Source organism: Pigmentibacter ruber (assembly GCF_009792895.1).
In the GTDB taxonomy this organism is placed as follows: domain Bacteria; phylum Bdellovibrionota_B; class Oligoflexia; order Silvanigrellales; family Silvanigrellaceae; genus Silvanigrella; species Silvanigrella rubra.
In genome coordinates this window covers 1,263,721-1,281,594 of sequence record NZ_WSSC01000001.1, presented here as the reverse complement: position 1 = coordinate 1,281,594, position 17,874 = coordinate 1,263,721, and the positions used below count along the sequence as shown (strand labels likewise).

Here is a 17,874-nt window from a genome sequence, read left to right as displayed (position 1 = left end):
ACTTTATAATTAAAAAGAAAAGGAAGAAAAGTATGAAAAGAATTGCATTGGTTACTGGAGGTAACAGAGGTATTGGGTTTGAAGTCTGCCGGCAACTGGCAAAAAAGGGGTTTCATGTAGTTTTAAGCTCACGAAACGAAAAAAAAGGCAAAGAGGCCATTAAAAAACTTAAAGAAGAAAAATTATCAATTTCCTATTTAAAATTAGATGTTACAAAAGAATCAAGTATAAAAACAGCGGCAAAGCAATTTGCAAAAGAATATGGAGTTTTAGATGTTTTAATCAATAATGCAGGAGGTAATTATGATTATGGAATAACACCAACTCAATCTCAAGTAGATTTTATTAAAGAAACTTTAGAACTTAATTTATTAAGTGCTTGGACAACTACGAAGCATTTCCTCCCTTTATTACTAAAAAGCTCATTCGGAAAAATAGTAAATGTTTCTAGTGGAGCAGGCTCACACGGAGATCTGTATTTTGGTTTAGCAACAAATAATGGCTCAGTAGCATCTTATGGAATTTCAAAGCTTGCTCTAAATGGTCTTACAGTAAAACTTGCTGCAGAACTGAAAGATAAAGGAATTCTAGTAAACTCAGTTTGTCCAGGTTTTACAGCCACAACCCCAGAAGCAAAAAAAATGGGCGCAAGACCTGTAGAAGAGGGGGCAGCAAGTGTCGTTTGGGGTGCGTTACTCGAAAAACACGGGCCAACAGGTGGTTTTTTTAGAGATGGAAAATCAATTGGTTGGTAAATTTCATATTAAAAAAATTATTAACAAGGGATTTTTTTAATTACATGGTCTCTTATGTAATGAGCTTACTAAGATTTTTTTAATATTAATTTATTGTTTAGGAATACATATTTATATCAATTAACCTACATTTTTTTAATTATAATATATTTATTTATTAAAAAGGTTAAAATTTACTTTGTAAAATAAGATTTTATTATGTTTATATTAAATACAGAACCAAAATTTAAAATAAAACTAGAATGTTATAATTTCTAAAAAGAAGGTTATACTCCTTCTAAAAATCAATATAAAATACATGATTTTTTATTTTTAATTTAATTAAATATTTATCTATCAATTATACATATGATAAAATAAATATTTTTATTGTTGACTATTCAAAAAATAACGTTCAATTTCGTAAAATGTAGCTAATAATTATTCCATTTAAGGAGAAATAGTTATGGATGATATTTCTTTTGAATTTATTGTAGATTATGGAAAACATAGAGCTGGTGAAAATAAAACTGATCCTTATGAATTAGTGGTTTATGAATTGCAATATTTTGTTGGTTCTGATTTTTCTGATAAACCTGATAACTTCTATAAAGAAAAACCAATTGTAGAAAAATTTAAAGCAAATTTAAGGCGTGAAGTAAATAAACTTGAAGTAAGAGAATCTATTTTTTTAAAAGAATTATACAAAGATCTAAATGTAATGCAGATTGATGGTAGATATTACGGAAATGAAGAGTTTAAGAAAAAAGTTCTGGAATTTAGTAAAAATTATTCTGCTTTTAGTAAAGATAAACCACTAGAATTTGATAAGACAAATATTGACTACTTCTTGCGAAATAGAAATTTATATCAATTAGAATATGTTTCATCTAAGTATAAGACAAGTAAAACAATCCTTGATATTTTAGAAAACAAGTTTATTCAACGTCTAATATTAAATTCAGACGTAGTAACAAGAGCCTTTATTCCAAAATGCTTTATATGTAGGTTAGAAGAGCTTAAAGAAAGTAAAGAATATAATAATGATCATATTATTAGAACAATAGTAAATTATTTTAAAGATTATTCTAGCATTGTTATAAAAAAGCAAGGAGATTATGCTCTTGGACGTGGTAATTTATTTTTAGAGAAGTTAGATCTTAAGGAAATGGTTAAAAATCATCCTTATTTTATAGGAGGTGGAAGTAACCCATTATTATTAATTGAGGGTGTTAGTAATGTTGGAATGAAATCCCGAAAGCCTGACAATAACTCAATTACAACCTATCGTGCTGCTGTTGTCTATCATATAAGTGGTAATGGAAATGTTTTATTATACAATGCAATAAATATTCATGCAGAAAAAACAGATAGAAATCAACCAGATTCTCATGGCTGGACAAGTGCTTATCATTTTGTAGCAGAAAAACCGAGAGAATTACAACGAACAGCAAAAAGTAAAGATATTACTTATTGCGATTCTGGCGATAAAAATAATTATAATTACTCAATATCAAAACTAGATTTTGGGAAAGTCGCAAGAAATTTGAACTTGAAAGATAATAAACCAGATTTATTTAATAAATTTTTTCAAATTGCTCTATTATTAGGTTCTTTTGATAAAAAAATTTTTATTGATTATTTAATTAATTCTTTTAAAAATAATGTTGATGGCGTAGTAGGAAATATTCAAATATTTAGATCATATACTAACTTTGAAAAATATGATAATTTGGCAATAATTGTTAAACAATTTGAAATGCTAACTCCGAATAGCTGAATATTTAGCTATAAAACAAGGAATTATTTGGAATAAAGCTATTCCAAGAAGTAACAATTTTATTTATAATTCCTAATACTGATTGTCCCATTCTGTTTTAAAAAAAGCTAGTAAAATGTAAAATATTTTATATTTCTATTTCATTAAAAATAAATGCAATATTATCAGAGTAATTCATGTCATATCTTAAAATTATATATTTAAAAAGATCATCTATATTACTTTTTTTATCATGTAATATACCATAGTTTGGATCATAAAACAGATAATTAAATTCATCAATTATTAAATAACATGAATGTTTAATTTCAGAGTATGAATATATACTATCTATTGATAAATTTTTATTTCCAATATAACATGTTTCTCCATCATGAATGAAGTATCCTTTAGTTCTCCTAGAAGTAATAGATATATTATTTGTAAATGAAAAAAACAAAAATCTAGGTTTTTTATTCCAGTTTTTTAGATAATTAAAAACATTTTCTAATGATTTATTATGGGGATATATGATGTAATAAGTGTTTAGTAATTCTATCTTTTTTTTTGTGATATCATTGTATATATTCTTTATAAATAAAGATATTAGATCAGAAGTTTTTTTGCAAAAATAATCCTCATTTTTTATGATATCTGAGATACCAATTGAAAAAGTAGATGCTTGTTGTTTTTTATGAATATCCATAATAACATTTTTTTGATTTTTAAGAGCACTTTTAATAAAAGTTAAATTTATCTTTATGTTATTAAAAAAAACGTGAACACAATTATTATATGGTATCTTTTTTCTTAAATAAATATCTAATAATACACATAAAGTTGTACAAACAGCACTATCTATAATACTATCCTGATTTAATTGGATAAAATTTGAAGTACTCAAAGTATCTATTCGAGATAAGCTCTTATTTTGTAAATCTATGTCAGAAATAAACATCGTCTACTCGCTTTTTATAAAAATAAGTAATTTATTTTCCTTATTGATAATGCTAAATTATTATTAATAAATAAGCATTATCAATAAATGTATAATATCGAAAAAGAATATCTATAAAAAATTAAATCCGCAAGATATTTTATAAACTTCAAAATTAAGAAAATATCTTTGACTATATTCAAGGCAAGTTTTATAAGAAATTTCTCATCGCTTAAATAAATGCACAGGAAATGTAGGCCGAGCAATCAAAGAATTTCTGTAACGAGAGCAATTTCCATAATCTTCTAACAGTCCTAAAAATTGAGCCCAACCCAAAGTATAAGCCATAGAAATATCAACCGCTGTAAAGTGGTTCCCAACAAGATATTGTTTATCTCCGATTTCTTTTTCTAAAATTTTTACAATGGAATTAAATTCTTCTTTTGCATATTCTGTATCAGCATGGATACGTTTATTCTCAGGTAAAATTATTGAGTGCTTTAAGATTCGCCAAAGTGGAGTTTCCAATTCGCTGAGACAAAAAGACATCCATTGATCATAATAAGCTCGGTCATTAGTTCCAGACAAAGGTATAAGTTTTGATTCTGGAAATTTTTCACCTAAATAATTTAAAATAGCTGTTGACTCATACAAAAAAAACGAACCATCTTTTAAAATAGGAATTTTTCCAAATGGATTCATTTCTAAAATATCAGGATCTTTATGTGCTTCTCGAGGATCTATGAGATATTCCTTAAAATCCACACCAATTTCTTTAAGCATCCAATAACATTTGACCCAACGAGAAGAACCAATACCATAGAGTTCTAACATTGATAAAATCCTCAGAACAAAAAAGATTAATAAAAAAATATCTATTATTCTATACTTCCATTTTAATTCTATCAAAACATCTATCTGATATTTTTAATAAACGACTAATTTCAGGAATAGAATAATATCTCCTATCCTAAAGATCAATGATTGCATAAAATTCAATAATTTAAATTAGTTATATATTCAATAAGTAATGTCTTCAAATGTCATAAATACTTTTCAAGCAACTTTGCTTAGTAAGACCATAAATAGTTTTAGGGATAGTAAATCAGTAGCTTGGAAACAAAATAATAAAGCTATATTCCAATATTAATTATAAATAAAAATTCTTCTAAAAACAAAATATTTATCCTGATATTATAAAACAATCATAAATAAAGCCTATAATATCATATATATATTTATTTTTGTATAAAAAAATAAATTATTGACATAAATTAATTTAAATATCTATAGAAAACATGTGCTAAAATAATAGCACTTAAAGCCAATAATTAATTTACAAAAATTCAAAAAGGAATATACTTTGCGATACCTATATTTTCAAATCATCACTTTTTTCTTAATTTTTTTTCTAAATAATGCATATGGAAAAGAAATAATTAAGAAACTAGAAATAACAAATCATCTTGGAATACCATTACTTAGTTTCACGGATGATAATAATATCACACAAGATTTCATTTCTTCTAATGAAAGCTTCAATATGAGTGATATCCATATTCAATCTGTAATTTCAAAAAAACATCCCTATAGTTATTGCTTCAAAATAAACAATAGAACTCCAAGAAATTTTAAAAATTTTCCAATATATCTAAATTTTTATGAAAACAATATAAAAATTGATAAATTTTTTATTAATATTGAAATTTTACAATCATTTCATACCTCTCATTTTTGCACTATTGCTTCAAAGAAAGAAATTATTAAACATATTAAGAATAAAAACTTTAATAAACATCATTTTGATTTTGAGAATACTAAAATAATTTCTGGTAATAATTTTGATATTTCATTTGTTTTCATTTCGGGTAATAAACAGATATCTCCTAATTTCAATGAAATTTATAGTTTTGTACAATTAATAAATCAAAGTAGTTTTACCAAAATAGATAAAGAAATATTTACTAAAACTCTTAATGAAGTATCTTATATTTTAAATTATGATATAGAAAATTTTAAGAAAATATTAATTTCTTATTTGAATAAAGAAAAGCTACAAAATAAATATAATTCTTTATACTTTGAAAATAGGGAAAATACACCTGAAAATTTAAAAAAAGCTAGTAGTAACCTTTCATTAATTCTTAAAGAACTTGATGTGCATTTAAAAAATAGTCGTGATCATGAATTACTTGCTTCAGAAATTATTAATAAAATTAAAAATTTAAGAAATTATTTGACAAAAGATTTTCCTAAAAAAATTGAATTTTTTAAGTATGTTAATGACAATCCTAAGTATTCAGAATTCCCAACAGGATTTAAAACATATTGTTTAAGTAATAATTGCCATGGCCCTTCAATATCATTTTCATCCTTTTTATTTAATCCCGATCCAAGTAAAATTAATTATCGCTTTCATCAAAATATCACCCATGAAATTACTCACATATTAGGTTACGATGAAGGAATAGCTTATCCTATTGGATATGCTATGAGTGAAATTATTAATAATTATTACACAGGTTCAATATTTAATAATATTGAACCTGTGTATGAAGATTTCAAAAATAATAACGAAAATATATTTATTGATATCAGAGACATTACCGTACCTGAAGAAATTGATATTCCTCAAAAAACTACTGAAAAAGATCAAACAACAGAAAGCAGTCAAACCAATTCAGCAACAAAATTTGATAAAAAAAATTATTTTCCGATTTTTGGAAATTCCATTATTTTTCTTTATCTTTATAAATATTATTTGAATTATTAAATTCTATGGATTAAAGGAGCAATTTTTTAATCAAGAATAAATCCTCCAACTTGAGCATCCCATAATTTTTTATATAATTGTTGTAAAGAAATTACATATTGGAATGTATCATAAATAATTTTATTTTTGATGATACATTGATGTTTGTAATTTAGAAAACTATCAGAACGCCATGTTACATTATCTAACAGAATAAAGTTTGCTACTATAAAAATTAAGGGAAAGACTATACTTTCGATTTCATTTTGTTTTGATTGGCTAAGTGTATTTATAATATCTTTAAGAAAAAACTATTTAAAAGCCCCATAAATCAGGCTGCAAACGGAATAAGTATGTAAATAAAAACTATAAATTTATAAGGTTAAAGAAAGTTCAAAGTAAATTGAGACAAATTTTTCCGCAAAGAGTGCATGTTTTCCACCATTCGTATATTGACAATTTAAAATGTATTGAATATAAAAAATATTAATTAAAATACGTAAGGTATAGCTATTTAGATTACGCAAGAAATAGTTTATTTCAGAAGAACTATTTTCTGCCTTTTAAACGCTAACTTCTTAATACTATCTGGGAATGGTTATTTTTTCATGACACACTTTTAAAACTAAACAGGCAACAATCATAATTTAAAATTTTTTAAATTGCAAGCTTTAGATATTATCATATTGGTTTTATAATTTTTTGAATTATTTGATATTTTAACAATTTTTTGGTAAGTAAAACTTAATGTAATTTTATTGTCTCGCTCCTCTAGAAATAATTATTTTTTATAAATTAAATAATGGTGGGCTATGTTAATGTTTTCAAAAATACTTGTAAAAACTATTGCAATTTTTTTATTGGTAGGTTTAACGGAGAAAAACTGTGACTCCTGTCAAAACGTTTATGCTAATGAAACTGATAGTAAAATCCCAAAATTTGTTTATAGAGCTTCTCCTTCAAAGCCTGAGGATAAATTTAAAAATGGTTTTATTAGAGATAGAGCATTGAGTACCGATCTAGGCTTGCACATTTCAGGAGACTCAGGAGATTCCACTGCATTTATAAGCACGACTTCTAATCGAGATTATGCAAGACAATTTGCAACATCCTATGCTATGGGCTGGTGGTATGTTCGTGAATTTTTTGTTTATGAAATTATTCCACAAAATAATTTTATAGATTTAGAAGCAACTTACTTAAGAACAATAACAAATTCTACAACATCAGCAGAATTACGCACAGCATTAGAAAATTCAAGAGATACTTTTACTAGGGAAAATGAATTTTCAGCTTTATATGAAATCCGTCCAGAAACAATTGTTTCGGCAACTCGCTTTGAGTTTGATTCCAACACAAGGCAGTTTGTTCAACGCGAAACAATAGAAAATAATATAACTAGAATAAGCAGAAGTAATCCACAAATTGTTGCCTCTTTACATGAAAATAATTTTCCTCTTGGTACTTTTAATGGTATTCAAATACAGTACAATCAGGTATCTAGTGGATTTGCATGTTATGTTCCAAATACTAGCTCAAGTATGCGAAAAAAAAGAAATGAAAATGAAAAAAATTATATCTGCCCTTATACAGGCAAAAATATTTATGAAGAAATTCAATCTCCAGAAGAAATATTTGAAAAAAATTCATTTAAAATAAAAATTGAAGTATTTAATAAGAAAAGATACTGTATTACTCCAAAAAACGGGAATTATATTTACTTAGATTATTGCGAAGAATCAGCCGAATGGATTTATACTGATCTCGGTCAATTAATTACTTTAATACATGACGGAAAAAGTGAACAATATTATTGCTTAACATCTCCATCAAATAACAATGATTATAATTATATTAAATTAAAAATTTGCGACTTGAATTTAAATGAACAAAAGTGGAATTTAAGATCGCATGGCGATAATAACTATATTATTACATCATATAACAATAAGTACATTAATTCTTATAACAACTATTACTTATATCTTGATGAGAGCATAGATCAAAATAAAACATTGAAAGTTGTAAATTATAATGAAATGAAAAAAGGGAAGCCATTTCTCCAATTTTCTTTGGATCTTTCTGTAAATGGAAAATACTCAATATATCTTTCTGCAGGAAAAAGTATGTATATTGGATATCCTTCAGAAATAAAAAACTACTATAATGCACATAGTAATATAATATTTTCAAATTATGGAAATAGTGAATTAGAACCACAGGTATGTTACTATTCATCTCTTATTAAAAACGGAGGTTCCTCTTCTGATTGGGTAAGTGGTGATTATTGCTCCTCAAATAAAGTTTTAAAAAAAGAATTTATTTGGATTTTAAATAAAAACACTTTTTTTAATTACTACATCACTGATATTGGAGAAAACTACTTAAGATTTGATAACATAGTAATGTCAGTTAATCGTTATTTTGCATATACAGCAAATAGTTTATGGTATGATAATAGTAGTTTTTTAAGTAAATTTAAATTTAATAATCCTGAAAAAATATTTGCAAACTATTACTCAAAAGGGAAGAATTTGTCTCAAAAAGAAAGACTAAAAAATGCATATAACGGTGTAAAAAAATATTTTTATAGTTATCATGAATAAAAATTTAATTTTAATCGCAGAATTCATACTGAAATTTAGAATATTAACAGGCTCACTAATTCTTAGACAGAGTAGTAATTTCTTTACATCAAATAAAGAAATATTTTTTGAATAAGAAAAGCCTTAGGATAAGTATAAAAATATCCTAAGGCTTGAATTTTAATTTAATTAAAACTTATTTCACTATATCCAAATCAAGTTCAAGAGAAATTATTTTTGAATATTTAGAATTGTGCCATCCTTTAGCAAGAATGTTGAATTTTGCTGTATATTTTCCTGCTGCTAAGTTAGTATTTTTAGAAGGATCAAATTTTACAGTTAAAGCGGAAGCGAAATTACTATAGCAAATTGCTGCATCATTCATATATTTTCTTCCACAACCACGATCTGTAAACCCTGTTAAAATAACTGGAACAAGTTGATCATTATGATTGGCATAAACTGTAAATTGAGTTCCAGGAACATATTGACCAATTCCCCAAGCAGCTTTTATGTCATTTACTAAAAAGTAAACTGAACTTTTTCTTCCATCAAATGCTGCTTCTAAAGATAAATCTTCAGATTTATAAAATTTATCTGCAGTAATTAAATTTTTTGTCTCTTGTATGATATTAATATTTTCTTCTTGAGTTGTAATATCTGCTGTATTGCTTGTTTCAGCTGTTGAATTAGATTTTTTACCACAAGAAGCTATAAGTAAAGTAGATCCTAAGATAATTGTGATAAAAGATTTTGAAATAATATTTTTCATAAAATATTCCTTTTAAAAGAGTGATTATAAAGTAACTATATTTGTTACTTTTGTAAATTTAACACAAAAATAACAAATTTAAAGTTAAGTTTTAAAAATTAGATAAGTATAAAATATTAAAAAGTAATATAGAAAATTACAGTTTAATTACAGAATAAATTACTTAAATTAATAATTTTTTTTACTGCAAATTATAGAATGTTTATTAAATAAAAATTAAGAAAAAATTACAGAGTATTTTTTTTGAGTCTTATAATAAAAATTAAGCAAAAATTCAAAATAGTACACTGATATACTAATATATTCAAATTCTTTTCAGTCTATATCTATCAACCGAGAGAATTAAATACTATGCATAGTAAATTTAGTAGCTAAATCAATTGCTGTTTGACAAGCTCCTTCCATAAAACCGTAATATTCTTTACTAGCATGTTCACCTATAAAATGTAATCTATCATTTAATTCACTTTTATCCCAGCATCCATATAAGGTAGTCATTTGCCCAATCAGTGGAGTTGAATATGATTCTTGGATAAATGGCTCATTTGCCCAATTGATATATGCACTTTTTTTCTCGTAAAACTTAAATACATTTGGCCATATTTTTTCATAAAACTTTAGAGAATTATTAAATTCATCTTTTTCAATTTTATTTCCAATGAAACATTAGATAACAATGCAAAAGTTAAACTTGATGTCGTGTTTTTTATTAATTGTCTTCTATTAAGCATAAAAAAATTCCTAAATTAAAATAAAAGCAAAATTTATAATAAAAGAAAGAATTTTAATAAGATATTATAAAAATTCGCTTAGTAACATTTTAATACTAATTATTACTAAAAAAATTGCAAAAATTTTCTTTAATATTTCAATTGGTAATCTATGCGCTAATTTAACTCCTAAGGGAACAAATATTAAACTTGCTGGAACAATAGCAAATACCGCAGGCCAATATATATATCCTGTGGCTTGATATGTAGAACTTTTAAACCCTAAAATAACAAATCCTATAGCCCCACTGAGCGCAATAGGTAATCCGCAAGCAGCTGAGGTTGCAATTGCATTTCGAATAGGAATCCGAAACCAAAGAAGGAGAGGAACTATTAAAGAACCTCCACCTATTCCAACTAAAGCACTAAAATTTCCAATTAAATACCCAAATAAGTTACTCAATAAATACCCTGGAAATTTTTTTTCACCTTTAGGATTTCCGAGAAATTCAATTTGAACTGCAACAATTAAAAGAAAAAAAGCAAAAGTTATTTTTAAAATAGAACTTGACAATGAATTAGCAATAAATACACCTATTAAGGTACCAATTACCATACCTGGTAGGAGTTTCTTAAATGCAGGCCAATGGATAGCTTTCCGTTTTTGATGCGCATAAATAGAAAATAATGCGGTAAAAACAATGGTTGTCATAGAAGTAGCAATTGTCATATGCATTATTTTGTCTTGCTGTATTTGAAGTTTATATTGAAAAATCCAAATTAATGAAGGAACAAGAATAATACCTCCACCTAAACCTAATAAACCAGCAATTGTCCCAGCGAATGCACCAAGAAGAAGAAAGTAAAGTAAATCTAGCATACTAGTTGTTCTCAAAAGTTTATAGAAAAGAACGTTAATACTATATTTTTTTTTATTAATCTATTACTTTAAAAAGTTTCTCAAGAAATATGAACATTCTTTCTAAGTTTAAATAACAAGACTATTTTGAAAATTAGGGACTTATTGAAGGTTTTATAGATTCTTCTTTTTTGGTACTTTGTCTTCATTAAGTCACTTTGATAATGAAGAATAATAATTATTACTAATTAAAATTTAAATAGACTATTTTCATTTTATTTTAAAATTTTGTAACTTTAAAATAATTGACATTAATAAACTTAATTTTTAGAATTGACATTCTTCTTCGAAACTTTATGAGGAACTTATGAAAAAAAACTCCCAATGTCCCTTTACAAATGCCTTAAATTCTCAAATTAGCAATAAAAATTGGTGGCCAAAACAAGTTAACTTAGCAATTTTGCATCAACACTCTGAATTAAGTAACCCTTTAGAAAAAAATTTTAACTATTCTGAAGAATTTAATAGCCTTGATCTCAATGCAGTTGTTGAAGATTTGCATAAATTAATGCGAGATTCGCAAATTTGGTGGCCAGCAGACTATGGGCATTATGGGCCTTTTTTTATTCGTATGGCATGGCACTCTGCTGGTACATATAGAGTTTTTGATGGTAGAGGGGGAGCAGGTAATGGTTCACAAAGATTTGCTCCATTAAATAGTTGGCCAGATAATGGAAATTTAGATAAAGCTCGCCGTTTACTGTGGCCTATAAAACAAAAATACGGCTGCAAGCTCTCTTGGGCTGATTTAATGATCTTAGCTGGAAATGTAGCATTAGAATCTATGGGATTTAAGACATTTGGATTTGCTGGAGGAAGAGAAGATATTTGGGAACCTGAACAAGATATCAATTGGGGGCCAGAAACAAAATGGCTTGGTGACGAACGTTACAAAGGTAACAGAGAATTAGATAATCCTCTAGCTGCAGTCCAGATGGGACTTATCTACGTCAATCCTGAAGGTCCAAATGGAAATCCAGACCCACAAGCTTCTGCCAAAGACATTCGTGAAACATTTGCCCGCATGGCTATGAATGACGAAGAAACAGTCGCTCTTGTTGCTGGTGGACATACTTTTGGAAAATGTCATGGCGCAGGAGATCCCTCTAATGTCGGTCCCGAACCTGAAGGCGCTGATATATCAGAACTTGGCCTTGGTTGGAAAAATCGTTTAGGTACAGGAAACGCTGAGCACACTATAACTAGTGGAATAGAAGGAGCCTGGACCCCAAACCCAATCCAATGGGATAATGGATATTTTGAAACTCTATTTGGATATGAATGGGAATTGACTAAAAGCCCTGCAGGAGCTCATCAGTGGAAGCCTAAAGGTAACAAAGCAGAAAATACAGTTCCTGACGCCCATCTTACGAAAAAGAAGCACGCACCAATGATGACGACTGCTGATTTAGCTTTACGAGTGGATCCAATCTATGAAAAAATAGCACGTCGGTTTTTAAAACATCCAAATGAGTTTGCTGATGCCTTTGCTAGAGCTTGGTTTAAATTAACACATCGTGATATGGGTCCCATTAGTCGATACTTAGGGCCACTTGTTCCAAAGGAAGTTTTAATTTGGCAGGATCCAATCCCATGCATCAATCATGCGAAAGTAAATAAACAAGATATCAAAGATTTAAAAATTATGATTTTAAAATCTGGTTTAAGTATAAGTCAGTTGGTAACAACAGCTTGGGCTTCAGCATCAACTTTTCGAGGGAGTGATAAAAGAGGTGGGGCAAATGGAGGGAGAATAGCACTTGAACCTCAAGTAAATTGGGAGGTTAATCAACCAGCACAATTAAAAAAGGTAATTTCAAAGCTAGAAAATATTCAAAAGAATTTTAATTCAAACCAAATTAGTAATAAAAAAGTTTCTTTAGCAGATTTAATTATTTTAGGAGGATGTGCTGCAATTGAAGCTGCTATTCAAAAAGCAGGATTTGACTTTCAAGTACCTTTTTCACCTGGTAGAATGGATTGCTTACAAGAACATACTGATATTGAATCTTTTGCAGTTTTACAACCTTTAGCAGATGGGTATCGCAATTATGTTAGCAAAAATTATTCTGAATATGCTGTAGAGCTCTTCATAGATAAAACTCAATTATTAACTTTATCTGCACCAGAAATGTGTGTACTACTAGCAGGAATGCGTGTTCTTAATACAAATTACCAAAACTCAAATTATGGTGTTTTAACAGAAAAACCTGAGACATTATCAAATGATTTTTTTGTTAATTTACTTGATATGAATATTTATTGGACAAAATCTAAGAATGAAAATTTATATGAGGGATTTAATAGAATTACAAATAAAAAGATTTGGACTGCAACAGCGGTGGATTTAATTTTGGGTTCTAACTCTCAATTAAGAGCCATTGCAGAAGTATATGCTAGCAATGATAGTAATATAAAATTTATCAAAGCATTTATTCATGTTTGGAATAAAGTAATGAATTTGGATCGATTTGATTTAAAATAAACCGACAAAAAAAAACGCGTTAGAATTTTTCCTTTTGGTAATTATCGTTTAGTGTATTATTATCAAGAGGGAAAATATGAAATTCTGTTACTTACTACCTATATTTTTCATTAGTTTTTCTGCCAAGTGTGAAGACTATCTTAATTTGGTTACAGGTAATGACTATCCACCCTACTCTGACGAAAGATTACCTGAGGGTGGTGTATTTACAGCCAAGGTTAAACAAATACTGAATAAACTTAATATAAAATATAAAATAGAGTTTATGCCTTGGGCACGTGGGTATGAACTTGTGAAAAAAGGAACCTTTTCAGCAACTTTTCCTTATACTTTTACGGAAGAAAGAAATAAAGAAGTTTTATATTTAAAAAAATCTATTCTTTCTTCTAAAATATTCATTTATACACATATTAAATATAAAAATAAAAAATCTATAGATGATTTTAATGGGTTAGTTTTTTGCGCCCCAAATGGATACTACATAGAAGAATCAATTCAAAACAAAATCAATAAGGAAGAAATAAAACTTCAAAAACAATTTGATGCCAAATCTTGTCTAATTTCGATAATAAATAATGATGCCGATTTTATGATTTTAGGATCTGAACATATTAAAAAATATCAAGAAGAAAGCACAGAAATACTTAAAAAAATAGTTCCATTAAAAAATCCTATTAAAAAAATTGAATTATATATTGTATTTAATAAAAATATAGATAAAAATATATATAATAAAATTGAGAAAGAATTAAATAAATAATAATTTAAATAATTCTTTATATTAATAATTAATTTTATATTTTTTGTGTTTTTTAAAAATATATTCAAAATAAAAATTAGTTATTTCAAATATTTATATTGAAAGTATATATTTTAATGATATATTTATTCCTGTATTTGTTTATATTTTGTAAGATTTTAAAAGTTTATTCAAGCAGAAAGATAATACTATGAAACTAAAAAATTTAACAATATTATTCCTTATTTTATTGTATAATATGGCTGTAAATGCAAAAACTGTCCCTAACAATCCAAATAATACAAATTATATAAATTATATTAAATGGTTAGATAGATTGAGCAATGTTGCAAGTGGTGCAAATTTCATAGCTAAAAAATATAACCCTCTTTGGCATTTAGATAGCTTAGGGTTTTATCAATCCGGATATGGGTTACTAAAAGATTCATATTTAATTAAAAATGGGCTTGGAGAGCTGGATTTAAAAACAGCAACAGGTTCCTTAATTAAAGCTTTGCAAATCCATGGATATTTATCTGGATATGTTCTTCCTGGACTTTCGCAAATTTCTTTTATGTATACGGCGTATTCTACATATCCTTCAGTTTTAAATACTTTTTATCATTATACGCATACTCCATTAAATATTTTAACCGTAGATGCAAAAAATCCCGTTCTAAAAATAAGTGATTTTGAAAGCACAATTCAACCAAGTTTTTCTAATTCGACATATTTAAGATGTTCAATTTTGACAACTGATAAAGTACCTAAATTGGAAATCTCGCAATTCATTACAGATGAAGATTTACCAGGTTTAGATAAAGAAAATGTTAATCAATATTATAAAGGTCATATTATTATTTATGGAAGGTGGTTAGAAATTACTAGTAATGACAGTGTTAAAAAGCAATATGTCTTTGCAACTTTAAATAATCCAATTGAATTACAAGAAGCCTGTTTAAGAAAATATCAACCATACTTAGAAAATATATTTAATGCTTATAAAGCTGAACCAACAAATAAATATTTAGAAAAATTATACTTTGACCATTTGTATTTATTTCAAAAAGGAGAAAATGCTAGTAAATATTTTATTCCAACAGCTGGAAATACAAGCTATAGCGAACACTATCCAATTTTATTTTATTCCCAGATAGATAAAGATCACGCTATTCGCCTTGCTCCTGAATAATTTTATATTAAGTTAAAAATTCTAAATTTATTTTATGAATTTCATTTATTGAATAAATTTTTTCTATGTATGAATCTGGCCTAACTAAAACACATTTCTCTGCGTAATCATAAAAGTCAGTCCAGTAATCTTCTGCATTTTTCTTTAAGTGAATTTTTATAATTTGAACATTTTTATGGATATATTTATCTTTAATAATATCATCTAATTGAAATATTAGTAAAGTATAACATGAATATTTTAACAACGTATATATTCTTTCTTTAGATTCTTTTTTATAAATGTAGAAATCAAATAACCTATTTAAAACATATCCATTTCTATTATAAAATATTCCCATTCCTGTGATATTTCCTGCATGTTTCTCAACAATCTTCACATAATCTATAGCATGAGAGTTGTTTTCAGAATATTTAGTTGAACGAACAAGTTTTCCAGAAGTTTCAATCACGCTAAGAGCTACTGGTTTTCTTTCATTTTCATATGTATCAAGCAAATTTATGGGAGAAATTTTATTATTAACTGAGTGTATTTTCCAAATTAAATTAAATGCATCAGCTATTCCTGTATTAAGACCTTGTCCCCCATTAACTGAATGTATGTGTGCAGCATCCCCAACTAAAAAAACTTGATTTGCTACTGTAAATCGCTCTGCAACTGACTCTTTTACTGAAAATTGAGAAAACCAATTTAAGCTTGCTAATGTAATTTCATAAGGTGTAATAGCTTTTTTTATTTTATTCATGACATTTTGGAGCGTAATTTCCTCTTCATCCATTCTAATATAAAATCTTTCAATGTTACCTTCACGTGGTATCCAAGCAACATCTGATGTTTCATTTTGAAAAACTATTATTTCTGGTACTTTAGGAAAATTTGTGTCTATTTCCGCATCTAAAACAGCCCAGGTGAGTTTTGGTCTTGTAATTTCAAAAGAAATATTAAACATTTTCCTAACAAAGGAATGCGCTCCATCAGCTCCAATAACGTATTTAGAATAGATAGTTTCACCTGAAGAAATTTTTGTAGCACAAAAATTTTCCGATATTTTAATGTCAAGAACTTTAGTTAATCTTTTGACTGGATTATTTAATTCTTTTAACTTTTTATCTAAGATATTTTCTATAAATGACTGTCCTAGCATCAGAAAGTGTTTATGAAAACATCCTTCTAAACTTTCCCACCAAGCCGATTGTCGAGAAATAAATCTTCCATTTTCCCATACAGAGCTTGTATTACAAGTTTTCCCAAGCGGATAAACACTGTCAAATAAATTTACGATTTCTAAAAGCTGCAATGTTCTAGCATTTAATGCATCGGCTCTCCCTGCTTTTAAGGGACCTTCAGATTTATCAAAAATAATTGATTTCATGCCACAAAGTTGAGATAAATAGGCACACATTAATCCCACAGGGCCTGCTCCAATAATAGCTATATCAGTATAAATATTTTTCATTTGTAAGACTCTAAATTTTCATTTTTTACAGGAGGATCACTTAAAACATGAACTCTCTGCAGATGTCTTGGAGATTTTGAAAGAAATGCTTCTCGTCCATGTAATAATGTTAGATTATCAGCAATTACTACGTCATTTTGTTCCCAAGTATGCGCATAAAAATTATTTTTAGAATATAAAGCGGCTTTTAAAGAACTATGAAATTTTTCTTCAATTTTATTATCTATTCCTGTAAATTTTAATTCTGGATAATTAATGAAATTCCCAAATTCATTTGAAGGTATTTCATTGTAACGAATTACATTATAATTTTTATGAGGATGTTTTGTAATGATCGGTGATACCACTTTGCTATGATAGAAATCTGTTTTTCTTAAATATGTACCTGTTACATTATCGCATAAATTTAAAAAATCTTTTGAAGCATTTTGCAATAAAAGCAAGGTATTTGAAAAAGTGGTTCGTCCACCTTGGCCTTTGTTAGGAGCTGAAACGCAATGAAAAATTTGATACTCTGGAATATATTCGCGATACATTCCATCCCAATGTAATGGAACATAGTTGTGATGAAAGATATGATCATTTGGATTTTCTTGTTCAATTAGTTCTAGCACCTTGCCAAAGGGCCATAAACTTATTTTGCCCCAATTTTCACAATAAAGTGCAAAATCATTGGAATTTAAAAATGTTTTAAATCCACGGAGCACAAGAAATTGCTTTGTATGAAAAATTTCTCTTAAATTTTCGGTGTCTAGAGAATGAATTGATTGATTGGAAAATGTTGGTTCAAGAAGCATACCAAATGGTTCGAGTTTTCTGGTTTTAAAATTCATT

At 27.2% G+C, this 17,874-nt stretch carries 14 protein-coding genes; 7 read left to right on the top strand and 7 right to left on the bottom strand.

Features of this window, described 5'->3' with window-relative positions; all coding sequences use genetic code 11:
• The first annotated feature begins 32 nt into the window (after positions 1-32).
• Positions 33-755, top strand: a complete 723-nt coding sequence (locus tag GOY08_RS05300; RefSeq protein WP_158997821.1) for an SDR family oxidoreductase — start codon at positions 33-35, stop codon at positions 753-755.
• Positions 756-1,200: 445 nt separating this feature from the next.
• Positions 1,201-2,514: a hypothetical protein gene (locus GOY08_RS05295; protein WP_158997820.1), complete on the top strand. Its 1,314-nt coding sequence runs from the start codon at positions 1,201-1,203 to the stop codon at positions 2,512-2,514.
• Between the two features lie 127 nt (positions 2,515-2,641).
• On the opposite strand, the gene GOY08_RS05290 is transcribed toward GOY08_RS05295, so the two are convergent.
• Both GOY08_RS05290 and GOY08_RS05285 read right to left on the bottom strand, forming a co-directional pair.
• Positions 2,642-3,451, bottom strand: coding sequence for a hypothetical protein (locus GOY08_RS05290; protein ID WP_158997819.1), 810 nt, complete (start codon positions 3,449-3,451; stop codon positions 2,642-2,644).
• Positions 3,452-3,655: 204 nt separating this feature from the next.
• Complete coding sequence (locus tag GOY08_RS05285; protein ID WP_158997818.1) at positions 3,656-4,264, bottom strand: glutathione S-transferase family protein; 609 nt, start codon at positions 4,262-4,264, stop codon at positions 3,656-3,658.
• A gap of 529 nt (positions 4,265-4,793) precedes the next feature.
• Here GOY08_RS05285 and GOY08_RS05280 point away from each other — a divergent pair.
• Together GOY08_RS05280 and GOY08_RS05275 are read left to right on the top strand one after the other, a co-directional pair.
• The gene (locus tag GOY08_RS05280; RefSeq protein ID WP_158997817.1) at positions 4,794-6,203 is read left to right on the top strand and encodes a hypothetical protein; all 1,410 of its coding nucleotides are present in this window, start codon (positions 4,794-4,796) and stop codon (positions 6,201-6,203) included.
• 797 nt (positions 6,204-7,000) lie between these two features.
• Entirely contained in the window at positions 7,001-8,788 is a 1,788-nt protein-coding gene (locus GOY08_RS05275; protein WP_158997816.1) for a hypothetical protein, read from the top strand.
• 175 nt (positions 8,789-8,963) lie between these two features.
• Here the strand turns inward: GOY08_RS05275 and GOY08_RS05270 are convergent, their stop codons facing one another.
• The 3 genes from GOY08_RS05270 to GOY08_RS05260 all read right to left on the bottom strand — a co-directional run bounded on the left by GOY08_RS05270 (position 8,964) and on the right by GOY08_RS05260 (position 11,129).
• Positions 8,964-9,539 (bottom strand): hypothetical protein, encoded by a 576-nt coding sequence (locus tag GOY08_RS05270; RefSeq protein WP_158997815.1) that lies wholly within the window; start codon positions 9,537-9,539, stop codon positions 8,964-8,966.
• Between the two features lie 342 nt (positions 9,540-9,881).
• Positions 9,882-10,142 (bottom strand): FAD-dependent oxidoreductase, encoded by a 261-nt coding sequence (locus GOY08_RS15530; RefSeq protein WP_268892495.1) that lies wholly within the window; start codon positions 10,140-10,142, stop codon positions 9,882-9,884.
• A 192-nt stretch (positions 10,143-10,334) separates the two neighbouring features.
• The gene (locus GOY08_RS05260; protein ID WP_158997814.1) at positions 10,335-11,129 is read right to left on the bottom strand and encodes a sulfite exporter TauE/SafE family protein; all 795 of its coding nucleotides are present in this window, start codon (positions 11,127-11,129) and stop codon (positions 10,335-10,337) included.
• A gap of 346 nt (positions 11,130-11,475) precedes the next feature.
• On the opposite strand from GOY08_RS05260, the gene katG reads away from it, so the two are divergent.
• From katG to GOY08_RS05245, 3 genes are all read left to right on the top strand, one after another.
• Entirely contained in the window at positions 11,476-13,653 is a 2,178-nt protein-coding gene (gene katG, locus GOY08_RS05255) for a catalase/peroxidase HPI (RefSeq protein WP_158997813.1), read from the top strand.
• A gap of 76 nt (positions 13,654-13,729) precedes the next feature.
• The gene (locus tag GOY08_RS05250) at positions 13,730-14,413 is read left to right on the top strand and encodes a substrate-binding periplasmic protein (protein WP_158997811.1); all 684 of its coding nucleotides are present in this window, start codon (positions 13,730-13,732) and stop codon (positions 14,411-14,413) included.
• A gap of 190 nt (positions 14,414-14,603) precedes the next feature.
• The gene (locus tag GOY08_RS05245; protein WP_158997809.1) at positions 14,604-15,584 is read left to right on the top strand and encodes a hypothetical protein; all 981 of its coding nucleotides are present in this window, start codon (positions 14,604-14,606) and stop codon (positions 15,582-15,584) included.
• A gap of 7 nt (positions 15,585-15,591) precedes the next feature.
• Here the strand turns inward: GOY08_RS05245 and GOY08_RS05240 are convergent, their stop codons facing one another.
• A complete protein-coding gene (locus GOY08_RS05240) occupies positions 15,592-17,040 on the bottom strand; it encodes an FAD-binding protein (RefSeq protein WP_158997807.1) in 1,449 nt (482 codons plus the stop codon).
• Entirely contained in the window at positions 17,037-17,873 is an 837-nt protein-coding gene (locus tag GOY08_RS05235; protein WP_158997805.1) for a TauD/TfdA family dioxygenase, read from the bottom strand. Before GOY08_RS05235 ends, GOY08_RS05240 begins: the two co-directional genes overlap by 4 nt.
• Position 17,874 lies beyond the last annotated feature (1 nt).